At 35.1% G+C, this 14,668-nt stretch carries 12 protein-coding genes; 1 reads left to right on the forward strand and 11 read right to left on the reverse strand.

The window, feature by feature from the left end; genetic code table 11:
- Nucleotides 1-180: 180 nt before the first annotated feature.
- The gene (gene iolG / locus K9V48_RS16610) at nucleotides 181-1,203 is read right to left on the reverse strand and encodes an inositol 2-dehydrogenase (protein WP_224140146.1); all 1,023 of its coding nucleotides are present in this window, start codon (nucleotides 1,201-1,203) and stop codon (nucleotides 181-183) included.
- 293 nt (nucleotides 1,204-1,496) lie between these two features.
- On the opposite strand from iolG, the gene iolE reads away from it, so the two are divergent.
- Nucleotides 1,497-2,423 carry a myo-inosose-2 dehydratase gene (gene iolE, locus K9V48_RS16615; protein ID WP_224140147.1) on the forward strand — a complete coding sequence of 309 codons (927 nt, stop codon included), beginning with the start codon at nucleotides 1,497-1,499 and terminating at the stop codon, nucleotides 2,421-2,423.
- Nucleotides 2,424-2,662: 239 nt separating this feature from the next.
- Here the strand turns inward: iolE and K9V48_RS16620 are convergent, their stop codons facing one another.
- The 10 genes from K9V48_RS16620 to K9V48_RS16665 all read right to left on the reverse strand — a co-directional run bounded on the left by K9V48_RS16620 (nucleotide 2,663) and on the right by K9V48_RS16665 (nucleotide 14,619).
- Nucleotides 2,663-3,661 carry a sugar ABC transporter substrate-binding protein gene (locus K9V48_RS16620; protein ID WP_224140148.1) on the reverse strand — a complete coding sequence of 333 codons (999 nt, stop codon included), beginning with the start codon at nucleotides 3,659-3,661 and terminating at the stop codon, nucleotides 2,663-2,665.
- Between the two features lie 387 nt (nucleotides 3,662-4,048).
- Nucleotides 4,049-5,242, reverse strand: a complete 1,194-nt coding sequence (locus K9V48_RS16625; RefSeq protein ID WP_224140149.1) for a Gfo/Idh/MocA family protein — start codon at nucleotides 5,240-5,242, stop codon at nucleotides 4,049-4,051.
- A 125-nt stretch (nucleotides 5,243-5,367) separates the two neighbouring features.
- Complete coding sequence (locus tag K9V48_RS16630) at nucleotides 5,368-6,138, reverse strand: sugar ABC transporter substrate-binding protein (RefSeq protein ID WP_224140150.1); 771 nt, start codon at nucleotides 6,136-6,138, stop codon at nucleotides 5,368-5,370.
- A gap of 171 nt (nucleotides 6,139-6,309) precedes the next feature.
- Complete coding sequence (locus K9V48_RS16635) at nucleotides 6,310-7,305, reverse strand: Gfo/Idh/MocA family protein (RefSeq protein ID WP_224140151.1); 996 nt, start codon at nucleotides 7,303-7,305, stop codon at nucleotides 6,310-6,312.
- Between the two features lie 128 nt (nucleotides 7,306-7,433).
- Nucleotides 7,434-8,447 (reverse strand): zinc-dependent alcohol dehydrogenase, encoded by a 1,014-nt coding sequence (locus tag K9V48_RS16640; protein WP_224140152.1) that lies wholly within the window; start codon nucleotides 8,445-8,447, stop codon nucleotides 7,434-7,436.
- A gap of 207 nt (nucleotides 8,448-8,654) precedes the next feature.
- Nucleotides 8,655-9,644: a sugar ABC transporter substrate-binding protein gene (locus K9V48_RS16645; protein ID WP_224140153.1), complete on the reverse strand. Its 990-nt coding sequence runs from the start codon at nucleotides 9,642-9,644 to the stop codon at nucleotides 8,655-8,657.
- A 17-nt stretch (nucleotides 9,645-9,661) separates the two neighbouring features.
- Complete coding sequence (locus tag K9V48_RS16650; protein WP_224140154.1) at nucleotides 9,662-10,651, reverse strand: sugar ABC transporter substrate-binding protein; 990 nt, start codon at nucleotides 10,649-10,651, stop codon at nucleotides 9,662-9,664.
- A 79-nt stretch (nucleotides 10,652-10,730) separates the two neighbouring features.
- Nucleotides 10,731-11,738: an ABC transporter permease gene (locus K9V48_RS16655; RefSeq protein WP_224140155.1), complete on the reverse strand. Its 1,008-nt coding sequence runs from the start codon at nucleotides 11,736-11,738 to the stop codon at nucleotides 10,731-10,733.
- A 6-nt stretch (nucleotides 11,739-11,744) separates the two neighbouring features.
- The gene (locus K9V48_RS16660) at nucleotides 11,745-13,232 is read right to left on the reverse strand and encodes a sugar ABC transporter ATP-binding protein (protein WP_224140156.1); all 1,488 of its coding nucleotides are present in this window, start codon (nucleotides 13,230-13,232) and stop codon (nucleotides 11,745-11,747) included.
- A gap of 544 nt (nucleotides 13,233-13,776) precedes the next feature.
- Nucleotides 13,777-14,619, reverse strand: coding sequence for a sugar phosphate isomerase/epimerase family protein (locus K9V48_RS16665; RefSeq protein WP_224140157.1), 843 nt, complete (start codon nucleotides 14,617-14,619; stop codon nucleotides 13,777-13,779).
- Between the last annotated feature and the right edge of the window lie 49 nt (nucleotides 14,620-14,668).

Genomic DNA, 14,668 nt, shown 5'->3' on the forward strand with positions numbered 1-14,668 from the left:
TATGTTAAGATTAATCACTTAAATGGTGAAGCGCTTAACCTAAAGATATAAAATATTCATATTTTAGCTGAATGTATCCAAGTTAGTCATTCTATTTCGGCATATCCTGCATTTCAATATTTATAGAGTGATTATACTTTTGTAAGAATAATCACTCATATTTTTTAAGTTTAGTATCTTTTAAAGAAGTGAATATTCTTCTCTTATCAATTTGATAGGTTTCCCAGTTTCAAAAGATTCTCTTGCTGCCTTTGCAATCAATTCAGCCTGAAGCCCATCATTTCCAATACAAACAAGTGGTTTATCATTCAATATTGAATCAATAAATGCGTGTGTTTCGATCATGTATGCATCTTTATAACGATCTAAAAAGAAATGCTTTAATTTGTCTTTATAAACTCCATCCTTTGTACTAATTTCTACATTTGTTGGATGTTCATTCTGAGCAGTTACACTTCCTTTGGATCCGAATACTTCAAGACGTTGATCATAACCATAAACTGCTTTTCGACTGTTATCAATCACACCAATTGCCCCGTTTTCGAACTTAAGGATTGTCATCGCTGTATCTATATCACCTAGTTCCTCAAAAATAGGGTCAACTAAATTAACTCCCTGAACATATACTTCTTCAACTTCGCTACCTATTACATAACGAGCCATATCATAGTCATGAATAGCCATATCGAAGAATAACCCTCCCGAATTTTTGATGTATTCTGCTGGAGGCGGTTCCGGGTCGCGTGAAGTAATTTTTAATATATGTGGTTCTCCTACTTTTCCTTCTTTCACAGTATCATGGACCTTTTTAAAGTTCGGATCGAAACGGCGGTTAAATCCAACTTGTAACTTAACCCCAGCTTCTTTTACGACCTCCAGAGCCTCTTTCGTTTCTTCTGTTGAAAAACTGACCGGTTTTTCGCAGAAAATGTGTTTCCCGGCACGAGCAGCTTCTTTAATAATCGATCCATGTGTACTTGTCGGTGAACAAATGAAGATTGCATCAATTTCAGGATCATTTAAAATATCTTGATAATTTGTTGTAACGTTTTGAATTCCAATTTGCTCAGCCCATAATTTTGCATTTTCAATAAATAAATCTGAAATAGTCTTAATTTTAACATTTGGAATATACACGATATTTTCTGCATGCATTCGTCCAATTCTACCTGCTCCAATTATTCCAATCGTTAACTTTTCCAACACAGTCACCTACCTAATTATTAGTTTACATTTGGAAAACGCCTTTCAAAGGGTAAGCGCTTTTCCTTATAAATTCATTATATTCTAAATATTACATTTTTTAAAGGGTTTTCTTTTTTATTTTTAAAGAATATACATGATTTATTTAGTATTTCTTTAACATTTTATTGCTTTATCTAAACTTCTCATTTAAAATTTTCATATAAAGGGTAAGCGCTTTAATTATATTTTAATGATTTTTCTAATCTTATTAACTGCTTTTAATAAAGAAAAGGGATGAGGAGGAATTTTAAATGGAAAACATTCCATTCAAATTAGGAATTCACCCAATCAATTGGGTAGGAGAAGATGTTTTAGAACACGGTGATCATTATTCGTACCAACAGGTTATGTCGGAAATATCCTCTCTTGATTTTAAAGGAACAGAGGTAAGCAGAAAGTTTCCAAATGATGCAGAAGCGTTAAAAGAAGCATTATCTCAATACAATCTCCAGCTAACAACTCGATGGAAATCTGTCCTTTTTTCTGATCCGCAAAATCATAAAGAAGAATTGGATGCGTACCGGAAACATGTTGAATTTTTAAAACCATTTGGCTGTAAAGTAGTAAGTACTGCAGAAATCGGTGGCTCCATCCTTAATCAAGACCCAAGACGCGGTCAAGATGAAACTGAAGTTATTCGGTTAGACAATGATGGATGGAAATACATGGTTGAAGGATTGAATAAAGCAGGAGAAATTTGTCGCGAAAATGGCATGTACCTTGTCTACCATCATCATGCAGGCACAGTAGTTGAACAACCTGAAGAAATTGATCGACTAATGGAAATGACTGATCCAAATTTAGTACATCTCCTATTCGACACAGGACACGGTTATTATGGCGGAAATGATCCATTAACATTGTTAAAAAAATATTATGACCGAATTAAATATATTCATTTAAAAGATGTTCGACAAGAAGTATTAGATAAGGCACGTGAAAATCAATATAGTATTAGAGAATGTATAAGCAAAGGAATGTTTACAGTACCTGGGGACGGTTGTTTGGATTTCAAACCAATTTTCAAGGAATTACTTGAACAAGAATATTCCGGATGGGCCTTAATTGAAGGAGAACAGGATCCTTTAGTATGTAATCCTTATGAATACGCAAAAAAATCGAAAAAATTTATTGAGAACATTTTATTAGATCTTCAAACAAATAAATCAGTTATATAACAAATTTGGTAGAATCCTATTTTACAAAACGTCTAGTCCGGTAAAACGAGCCGCTAGACGTTTTTTCATTTTAAGAATAGCTTCCAAAATAGAAATAGGGATTATTTTCAGTATTGTACTGATTATAATCCCTATTTTTTCATATTTTATTTCTAAAAAAATAGATAGCCATCATTTAATTTTAAACAAATATATCACTTTAACTGTAACTGAATGGATTGATTCATCTTCTCAACAGTTTAGTTACCAAGTAAGTTCTTTACTTCTTCCAATTTTTCAGCAGCATTTTCCTTCGTAACAACCATATCTTTACCACTGGTAATTCTTTTATCTATCGTACCACCATCGATTACCTTTAATGCATTTTCGATGCCTTTGTACGTCATGTCATGTGGTTGTTGGGCAACAGTAGCTGTTAATTTGCCTTTGCTTATTGATTGGATCGCTTCACTTGTACCGTCAATTCCGATAATTGGTATTGACATATTACGAGCAGATACAGCCTTTAAGGCCCCTAATGCCATTTCATCATTTGCTGCAAAAATGCCTTTAATATTAGAATTTGCTGTTAAAATATTCTCCACTACCGAAACTGCTTTAACCCGATCAAAATCCGCCGTTTGTTTAGCAGCAATCTTTAGTCCCGCTTCTTTCAACGCATCCTCTGCACCTCTTACTCGATCTTCACTTACTGGTGTACCTAATACGCCTTCAAGAATCGCAACCTCATCTCCTTTATTAAGATATGATGCTAATTCTTGTCCTGCCTCTTCTCCAGATGTGTAATTATCAGTACCGATAAATGTTGTTTTTCCATCCCATTCCACATCACTATCTACAAGAAGAACAGGAATCCCTTTCGCTTTATATTTCTCAAGCACTGGAATCGCTGCTTCTGACTGGCTCGGCATGACAACTAATGCATCAAGATCTTTCGTCAATAAATCTTCGAGTATATTAATCTGCTCCATAACTTGTGTTTGACTTGAAGGAGCTAGAATCGTTCCCTCCACATCGAAATCTTCAAACCCCTGCTTCGCTCCACTTTCCATCAATTTAAAATATTCTGCTTCTAATGATTTTAAAACAACAGCTATTTTAGGTTTACCATCATTATCCTTATTGTCTTCACCACTACTTTCAGATGAAGTACCTGTACTTTTCTGACCACAACCCGTTAATAGTAATAAAATCAGAGTGGATAAGGTAAAAATTGACAAAAATCCTTTTCTTTTCATTACATCCCCTCAATTTCTTTAAAAAAGTTATTTCGTAGTATTTTTTTATAGATAACACCTGGGTAAAAGAAGAGTTATTTAAAGATTCATATCTGCTACATTTAATGAAGCAGGTATTCAAGTAATATATGTTTTCCTTTTTTGCTGTTTTAACATCATTCTACATACAATGGTTTTAGCAAAGGGGGTCAACGGCAAATTAAAAAAGACACCACAGAAAACTTAACTCATTTGTAATTTTCCTGTTTTCACCATGCGCGCTGCCCTAGCACTTCTTAATAGGGGGAGAATGTAGTTATTAATTCATTTTATAGTGACATTCATGAGAATTATCTCTCCCACTCTTTAGTTAAAGTTCAAGGATAAGGGAGAATATTTTTAAGAATTTTATTTTAAATTAGTAACTAAACTATTATTGGAAATTTCCGAAATATTGACCCATGATTTTTGCATTGCTGATTTTTCTATTGATTCAAGTACAATTTGGTTTCGTAAGCCATCTTCAAAATTTGGCTTCGGACTTATGCCATCTGCAATACCATTCATAAAATCAGACAATAAATTAATAAACGTATGCTCGTAACCAATAATGTGTGCTGGTGGCCAATAAGCACCTGCATAAGGGTGAATTTCTTCAGTACAGTTAATGGTTCTGAAACCTCTTAAACCTGGTTCATCATCAGCAAAATACACATCAAGGTTATTCAAGTTTTCTAAATCCCAACGAATCGACCCTTTATCTCCGTTAATTTCAAAGCGGTTACCATTAAGGTTTCCACCAGCAAATTTGGTTGCTTCAAATGTTCCAATTGCTCCATTTTCAAAGCGTGCAAGGATGACAGTGGCATCATCTACGGTTACTTCCCCCATCTTTGTCGCATCTACTTGTACATTAAGACCTTCATTCTGGATTGGTCTCTGTTTGATGAAGGTTTCCATCACTCCTACAACCTCTTGAAATTCACCTACTAAAAATCTCGCTAAATCCAAACTATGTGAACCAATATCCCCAAGTGCACCAGAACCAGTTATCTCTTTTTTCGCGCGCCACGTAATTGGAAGATTCGGATCCATAGATGCATCTTGTAAATATGTTCCACGGATATGGCGTATGTTTCCTAAACGACCTTGGTCGATAAGTTTTTTTGCATATTGAACCGCAGGGGCGAAACGATAGTTATGACAAATCATATGAATTACCCCATTTTTTTGTACAGCTTCATACATTCTTTTCGCTTGATTAACGTTCATAGAAAGTGGTTTTTCACAAATGATATGCTTTCCTGCTTCTGCTGCTGCAATCGCCATTTCAAAATGCGTACTATTTGGAGTTACGATATCAATTACATCGATATCATCACGTTGTATTAATTTACGCCAATCAGTTTCATATGAATCCCAACCCATTTTCTCTGCAGCTTTTTTAACTCCAGCTTCGTTCCGACCAGAAATTGCTTGCATAACTGGAACAAATTTTGTATCGAAGAAAAATGGAAGATTGCGATAAGCTAGACTATGCGCTTTCCCCATAAATTTATAGCCGATCATTCCTACTCTAACTTTCTTTTTCTCTATGCTCATTAGATCTCACCTTCTTTTTAAATTGTTTTTCAGCCCCTACATGTAAACAAATTCCAATTCCCTACATTTATTGATTCCACTAATACTCAGCTTTTCTCCTATTTTCATAATGCGATATAAGAAAATTACTCTCCTAACAATTTGGTTAATTCTTCTAATGTTTTATCAGCATTTTTTTCAGTAATAACGTCAAATCCACTATCTATTCTTTTATTAATAGATTCTCCTTTTATGACTTTTAAAACACTCTCAACACCTGTATACGTCATATCATATGGTTTTTGAGCAACAGTAGCTTCCATACCTTTAGTCTTAATTGATTTAACAGCTTCAGTAATTCCATCTATTCCGATAACTGGTATGTCTTTATTTTGTGCTTTTATTGCCCTTAGAGAACCGAGGGCCATTTCATCATTTATTGCAAATATTCCTTTTAGATCTGGATTGGCTGTTAATATATTCTCCATTACCGAAACCGCCATATTCCTATTTGAATCAGCAGCTCGTGATGCAGCAATTTTCATTCCTGCGTTTTTCAAACCTTTTTCCGCTCCACTAACACGTTGTTCACTAGTTGGAGTACCTGAAACACCTTCAAGAATTGTAACTTTATCACCAGGACTAAGCATAGAGGCTAAAAGTTCACCTGCCTTTTTACAAACTGTTACATTTATATCTTTAGAATAGTCCCCAGTTAATAATTTAATTATTGTCGATTTTCCTGCACTTTGTTCCTCTAGTAGCACATCAACCGCGCATTTTAGGAAAAAATCAACTCTTAAAGCACTTAAAATAAGGCGCTTTCCTAGTTGGTCTATAAAAGTGTTTTGTTTTATGAAAATTCTAGAAGTAAAGGAAGTTCTGGAAGTGATAATCTGTAGATAGCATGATGTCATTTGTAATACCACTTAGAATTACATTACAATACGATCACCCACGGAAAAAGCGGCCCGAACATCTGAGGAGTAAAAATGTGACCTAGAGGAAAAGTTCGAGCCCTATAGGGTTATTTTGATTAATTTTAGAAGAAAATTACTATGAAACTACGAATGCTTTTCATAGATTTATTAGTATAGTAACTCTTGTTTAACAGAAGAGTTATTTAAAGATTCATAGCCCTTTTCAATATAATGGATTACCTGTAAAGAGTCCTCAATAGAATACCTTGGCTGCAAGCCATTAATAATGCAATCATGTAAATGCTCTATTTGATTTAAATACTGATCATCTTCGTAAGCTTCGTATAAGACCGTTTGATTATTATGATCTTTTACAATCATTTTTCCAAAATGATCAGGTGATACGTCTGGACGGAAGGATGAATCTACTAAAATTGTTCCTTTAGGTCCGATAATTTCGTATCGGTTAATAAAAGGAAGCTCCACACTCGCAGTAATCTCGGCTGTTCGTCCTTTATCATCTGTAAAAATACAAGTAGATAATGTATCCACTTTATATTCTGGATGAATTTTTCCTGCCATCGTTACTTTGGTTGGCTTCATGCCAATTATTTGACTCATAGCATGGATACCATAACAGCCGACATCCCATAGTGCCCCGCCACCAAGATCAGGCTTTAAGCGAATGTCATTAGAGTCTTCCAGCATCCAAGAAAAATGCGCCTTCACATGAAGATATTCTCCGATATAATTTGAATTCAATAATTCTTTCACTCGCTGATGCTGTTTATGGAATTGATACATAAATGCTTCCATAAAGACCACATTGTTTTCTAAAACAGCTGTCTGGATGTCTTTTACTTCGGCCGAAGTTAACGCGGCAGGTTTTTCTAGCAATATATGTTTTCCTTTCATTGCTGCTTTAATAGACCATTCTGTATGCAAGGCATTAGGTAATGGTATGTAAACCGCATCAATTGTAGGATCATCAAGTAACTGATCATATTCTTTATAAATAGTTGGAATGTTGAATCTCTCAGCACGCCCCTCGCTTCTACTTGCTATCGCAACAACCTCAGCACGTTCTGAACGTCTTAAAGCAGGTAAAAGTTGATCGTAAGCAATATTTGCAGCACTAAGAATTCCCCAGCGAATTTTTTTCATGTTGTTTTAGCTCCTTATTTATTATAAATTTTGGTTGATTCAAATAATTCTTGTTATATGAATAACTAGTTTAATAAATTTTCACCATCTATCTCTATATTTTTTTCCAAGTTTTTTTGTTCTGTTTATCACTCTGGATATACGATTATTTTAATCGCCTCTCCTTTTCTCATTGTATCGATTCCTTCACTTATTTTATCTAAAGAAATTTTATGCGTAATTAAACTTTCAAGATTCAATAAATTTGATTCCAAAACTTTAACTACTTTTGGGAAATCATAATTTTGAATATAAGTTCCTTTAACAGTGATTTCATTTTTTGTAAGATCATATTGTTTAATTTGCGGGTTCGCATGTTCGTTCATACCTACTAAAAGAATCTGTCCACCATGACGAACTAGTGACATGCATTGGTCAAATAATGCACCTACACAATCGACGACTACATCTGCACCAACCTCTGTTATTTCTCTTACAGCTTTTATGAGATCCTTGTTCTTTGGATTAATAACATGAGTAGCTCCAGATTTTTTTGCATAGTCTAGTCGATAGTCTAAAAAATCAGCACAGATGACTTTTGTTGCACCCGCAGCTTTTAATACCTGTGTAAACAGCTGTCCCATCGGACCAGCACCTACAATGACAACACTGTCGCCAGGCTGAACATTTACTCTTTCACTCCCATGGATAACACATGATAGTGGTTCAGCTAACACAGCTATTTCAGGGGCAATTTCTTTTGAAATTTTAAATAAATTTTTCGAAGGAACAACACTATATGAAGCCCAGCCGCCATCAAGAAAAATCCCGAGAGTAGAACTATTTTCACACATGTTCGGTTTACCAATTTGACAATAATGACAAGAACCACAAGTAGTAGTAGGGTCGACAATTACCTGATCACCAACATTGACATTCTTTACTTCTTTGCCAATTTCAACTACTTCTCCCATATATTCATGGCCTTGAATAACCCCAGTTGTCGCTGGATGACCTGGGGGGTCTGATAAAATATGAACATCTGTTCCACAAATGCTAGCTGCTAGTACCTTAATTTTTACGTCTAGTTCGGACTTTAAAGTTGGTACTTCCTTTTCTTGTATAGCTAGACTTCCTACTTTTTCAAATACACCTGCTAACATATTTACTCCTCCTTAATTGAATATGAATTTTTAATCAGGTTATCTGTAATTGTTAAGCATATGAGACAAAATCAAAAACATATTTGAAAATATTGTGGCAAACTTATAATCAGAAGGACAACTATTCTTTAATTAACTTCCATAATATAAAGGATAGAAAGTGCGGAATGTGTTTATCAACCGCACTTTCACATGTAATGCTAGAGATTACTTACCTAATATATCTTTCACTTGCTTTAAGGTTTCTGAAGCGTTTTCCTTCGTGATAACATCTATACTGCTATCAATTTTTTTCTCAACTGATTCCCCATTGATTGCTTTTAAAGCATTTTCGACACCTTTATATCCCATATCATATGGTTTTTGGGCTACAGAAGCCGATACTCCCCCATTACTTATCGACTCTAAAGCGTCGCTCGTCCCATCGATACCAATTATTGGAGTTTCTAGATTACGAGATTTTACCGCCTTTAAAGCTCCCATAGCCATTTCATCATTTGCTGTAAAAACACCTTTAATATCTGGATTAGCCGTTAAAATATTTTCCATTGCAGTAACAGCTTTAACACGGTCAAAATCTGCTGCTTGTGAAGCAACAACTTTAATTCCCTTTTCTTCCATAACATCTTTTACACCTTTTACCCGTTCCTCACTTACATCTGTTCCTAATACCCCTTCAAGAATTGCAATTTCATCACCTTTTGATAATTTAGAAGCCAGGAACTTGCCAGCTTCCTGTCCTGCTGTATAGTTGTCAGTACCAATGTACGTTGTTTTTCCATCCCAGTTTAAGTCAGTATCTATAAGAAGAACTGGAATATTTTTCTCCTTATACCTTTCAAGAACTGGAATGGCTGCTTCAGTGCTTGGCATTACAACTAATGCATCTGGCTCTTCATTTATTAAATCTTCAAGAATATTAATTAGCTTTTCCGTTTCTGTTTGAGTAGTAGCTGCAAGAAATGTCCCATCTACATCAAAGTCTTTAAATGCCTGTTTCGCACCTTTTTCAGCCAGTTTAAAATATTCTTGATCTAACCCTTTTAATACAACAGCAACTTTCGGTTTGCTACTATCGTCTTTGCTTCCTTCTTCCTTGTTTCCATTTGCTTCTTGACTCGCTTGTCCACACCCTGTTACAAGGAATAAAACAAGCGTAAACAGTGTAAATACTGCTAGAATTCCTTTTCTTTTCATAACAATTCCTCCAATAACTATTTTCCAAGGTATCCATTAATTTCCTTAATTGTTTCTTCTACATTTTCTTTAGTGATCACAGTTGCACCAGAATCAATTCTTTTCTCAACTTCTTCTCCTTGTTTTGCTTTGTAAGCAGTTTCTACAGCTTGATAACCAATTTCATAAGGTTTCTGTGCAATATTCGCTAGCATTTTACCGTTTTTTAGTGCATCGAGGCCATTTGGTGTACCATCAAATCCAATAACCGGAATATCTGTTTTCCCTTTATTTTCGAGAGCTTGAATCGCTCCTAACGCCATTTCATCTGAGGTTGCAAAAACAGCTTTAATATCAGAATTCGCTGTCAAAATATTTTCCATCGCGTTAACCGCCTGTACACGATCACTTTTCGCGTCTTGAACGATAAATTCAATATTTTCACCTTGCATCGCTCCCTTGAATCCATTTGTACGGTCATCGTGTGTCTTACTTCCTAATTGCCCGCGAATAATGGCTACTTTATCACCATCTTTAAGGTCAAGCTGTTCACTTACAAATTCTCCTCCAAGCTTTCCTGCATCAAAATTCTCAGTCCCAATGAAAGAAACTTTCTTTTCAAATTCTGCATCAGCATCTGCGAGAACAATCGGAACACCTTGTTGATCTGCGCTATTTAAAGCAGGAATAATCGCATCAGCCTGGCTCGGTGCTACGATTATCGCGTCCGCACCAGAGACAACCAGATCTTCCACCATTTTAATTTGTTGTTCATATTGTGCTTCCTCAGGTGGTCCAAAAAATTGAACATCAACACCAAGTTCTTTAGCTGCATCTTCTGCACCAGCCATCACGATTTTCCAATATTCACTATTTAGTGACATTAATACAACTCCAAATTCATAGCTATCTTCAGAACCATTAGCTTCTGTTGCACTATTTCCCTTATCGCTGTTAGAACAAGCAGATAATACAGCTAGAACAAACACAGTTAAGATTAATAGAATCTTTTTATAATAGTTCAACATGTTTCTTCCCCCTCTAAAAGGAAATGAAATTCCAAATTACTTTTCAATCATTACAGATCCTTCTGTCTCTTCACTTCAATTATTTTTTAGATGATCTACGACGAAGCACATCGACATATACTGCTGCTATGATGACTAATCCAATAATAATTGTTTGCAAATCAGAAGAGGTTCCTAGTAAATTTAGACCATTACGTAGAACGGCAATAATCAAAGCCCCAATTAAAGTTCCCCATACCGTACCAACACCACCAAAGAAGCTTGCTCCGCCAATAATTACTGCTGCGATTGCATCTAATTCGTACGATAAACCAGCTATAGGAGATGCAGAATTTGTTCGTCCGATTAATACAAGTCCAGCTAATCCAGCCATTAAACCGCTTAATGTATAAACTAGAATTAAAACCCGGTCGACAGGAATACCAGCAAGTCGGGCTGCTTCCTTATTACCGCCTATTGCATAAATATATTTACCAGTTGAAGTACGGGTTAAAAAGATATGGAAAGCTACATAAATCAAAATCACCAACAAAAAGCTAACAGGAATAATACCAACGTTTTCTTGACCAACAAAGTTCATAGCGTATGAAAAACCAAAAATAGGTGAAGCACCTGTAATAATTAAAGCTAGTCCACGGAACATATTCATCGTTCCCAATGTAGAAATAAACGGGTGAGGTAAACGTAATTTAGTTAACAAGATTCCGTTTAGCCATCCTGCCAATGCCCCGATCACAAGACAAACTAGAATTCCTAACACTGGACTCATTCCCCACGTTACTGTTACCATACCAGCACTAATGATTGCAAAGGCCAAAATTGATCCAACTGACAAGTCAATACCAGCTGTTAAAATAGGTAATAACATTCCTAAGGACAACAATGCATTAATAGAAGATTGACGTGCTATATTCATTAAATTGTCAGCTTTCAAAAAACTAGGTGTAAGAATCGAAAGAATGACACATAATCCAACTAACCCAAACAATGCACCAAATTTGTTAACAATTATTTTCCAATTCCATCCTTTTCTTACTACAGTGTTTGTGTTTGTTTTTGTTTCTAATTGAATTGAACGTTCTTGCATAGTTCATCATCCTCCCGTCGCAGCTTTCATAATAACTTCTTGATTGGCTTCTTTCCGTTTTAAATCACCTGTTATTTTTCCCTCGTGCATAACCAGAATACGATCACACATGCCTAGAATTTCTGGAAGCTCAGAGGAAACGATAATGACACAAGCCCCTGCTTCAACCAGTTCATTGATAAGGTTATATACTTCAACCTTTGCACCAACATCAATACCACGGGTCGGCTCATCAAATATAAAAACCTTTGCTTGAGTGAATAACCATTTTGCAATGACTACCTTTTGTTGATTACCACCACTTAAATTTCGAGCTAAAAGATGAATATTATTGGGCCTGATTTTTAGATCATCTACATATTTATTTGCTACTTCTTTTTGTTTTTTATAACTGATAAGCCCATTTCCCTTGACCCTTTTCAATTTAGCAATTGTTTTATTGAAGATAAGAGTCTGATCTAGGAAAAGCCCTTCTCCTTTTCGATCTTCTGTAATGAATGCAATTCCAGCGTTAATAGCATCTTGAGGCTTCCGAATAACTTTCCGTTCACCAAAGATATAAACTTCTCCTGAATCAATCGAATCAGCGCCAAATATTCCTCTCATTAATTCAGATCTTCCTGCTCCAACTAATCCAGATATACCAAGAATTTCTCCTTGATAAGCAGTAAAGTTTATCTCGTTTGGTGAGTCTTTTAGTTTAAGATTCTTTACCTTTAATCCTTCTTCCCCTCGCTTAAATACTTTTTTCGGATACTTTTGATCAAGGGAACGCCCTACCATTAATTCAATCATTTGATCTACAGAAGTATCCTTTACTGGTACGGTAGTAATTTTAGTACCATCCCTTAAAACTGTGATTCGATCACCAATACGTTTAATTTCTTCTAATCTATGAGAAATATAGACAAACGTCATTCCTTGTTCTCGTAACTTTTCAACAGTAGATAACAATTGTTCAACTTCCTGACCACTTAAACTAGCAGTTGGTTCATCCATAATGATTAATTTGGCATTTAACGAAAGTGCCTTTGCAATTTCGACTAATTGCTGCTGTCCTACACCCAAATTCCCTACTAGTTCATCAGGATTTACTTTTTGACCTAGTCTTTGCATTAATTTTTTCGCTTCTTCCTTCATATGCGCACGGTCCAGAAGAGAAAAACGATTGCCCCTTTTTTGTTCATGACCCAAAAAGATATTATCCGCGATCGACAGTTGAGGAATTAGGTTTAGTTCTTGATAAATCGTTGCGATGCCAATGTCGATAGCATCTTTAGGTTGGATGATATCTACTTTTTGTCCTTCCCACTTAATCTCGCCTGTATCTTTAGAATAGGCTCCGGTTAAAATTTTAATAATTGTAGATTTTCCTGCACCATTTTCCCCTAGTAGCACGTGGACTTCGCCTTTTTGAATTTCTAAACTGATATTATGCAAGACTTTTACACTAGAAAAGGATTTACTAACATCTTTCATTTCCAGCAATACCATAGGATTCCACCCCTCATGATTGTTTTTAAATTTAAGCTTTTCATTTTTGTAAATATGTACCTAATGCATCACCACCTTCGAAAAATGATTCACACTTACGATTAAAACGCTTACATTATAAGGTCTATTAAATGCTAGAATAAACTGTTGCCAAACCTTGAAAAGCTTCAACTAAAACATCAAAATGTTTTGAAGTCATCCATTTATTAGAAGCTCGAATGAACCTCAAAAATTTCTTAGAAGAGCACTTACTTTAATCTAAATTGTAATCGTGATGTCTAACTATAAAAAGGTAGTTTATGAATATACTAGATGTGCGGTCTGGAGGTGGTTATTTGTAGATAACTTGATGTGAGTTATAATATTTCAATTTATATTTTATTACTAGATCATATGAATACTTTTCAATAGGCGTCCACACATCAGAGGACTTAAAAATGTAATTGAGAGAAAAGCCGTGAGCCTTCAAGAGTCATTCTGCAAAGGGAAACATAGAAGTAGTCAATTCTTTAATAATTCCGACTACTCCATGATTAGAAATCCTTTAAGCCTGTGTTGCGACAGTAAAGTGTTTTCCTACAACTTCAGCTGTTTTCTCCCTTGAAACTTTAATAAATTTTTCTGGGTCCCATGTGTAATATTCTTCTCTAAATAACTCAACAGATACTGCACCATGATAACCAATTTCCTTTAGTGTAGAGAGAATTAGATCTAGATTAATTGCACCATCTCCAGGAAATAAACGATGTATATTCTCTTTTAAATATCCACGTGGAAAATCATCGGCATCATCAATGTGTATGACAAAAATTTTGTTTGGATCAAAATTTCTTAGGTCTTCAATATTTGAACCTAGTGAATGGAAGTGGAAAATATCTAACACCATTCCAACACTCTCTCGATTTACCTCATTAATAATATCTTCACATTGGTCGAATGTATTAACACTACAGTCAGGATGACCGACAAATTCAAAAGCCAACCGCATATTTGCTTGTTCTGCATAATCTGCTAAATCATTTAACACACGAACTGACTCTTTCTTTATTTCCTCCATCGTATAATCACCAATATTAAACGAAGGAACGACCACAATGGTATCACAACCGATTTTATTGCCAACTTCACAAAGAAAGGCTAAATCTGCTTTTATTTGACTATAATCCTTTTCATTACAAAATGTCACAAATTCAAGTGAATTCAGCGCAAGAGGTTTTATGTGGTGACGTTGAAAGTATGTTGCAAGTTCATCGATAGAATGATTTTGCAAATAGTCTTTTATAAAGCTTAAACGTAATTCAATTGCATCATAACCGTGCTTTTCACAAAGCTGTAAATCATTTTCTAGACTAGATTGCCTAAGCGTCTGATTGAATGATAATTTCATATGTTTATTTCTCCTTTTAAATTTTTTTAGAAGTAAGTACTTGTCATTA

The sequence above is a fragment of the Metabacillus rhizolycopersici genome, from assembly GCF_020075705.1.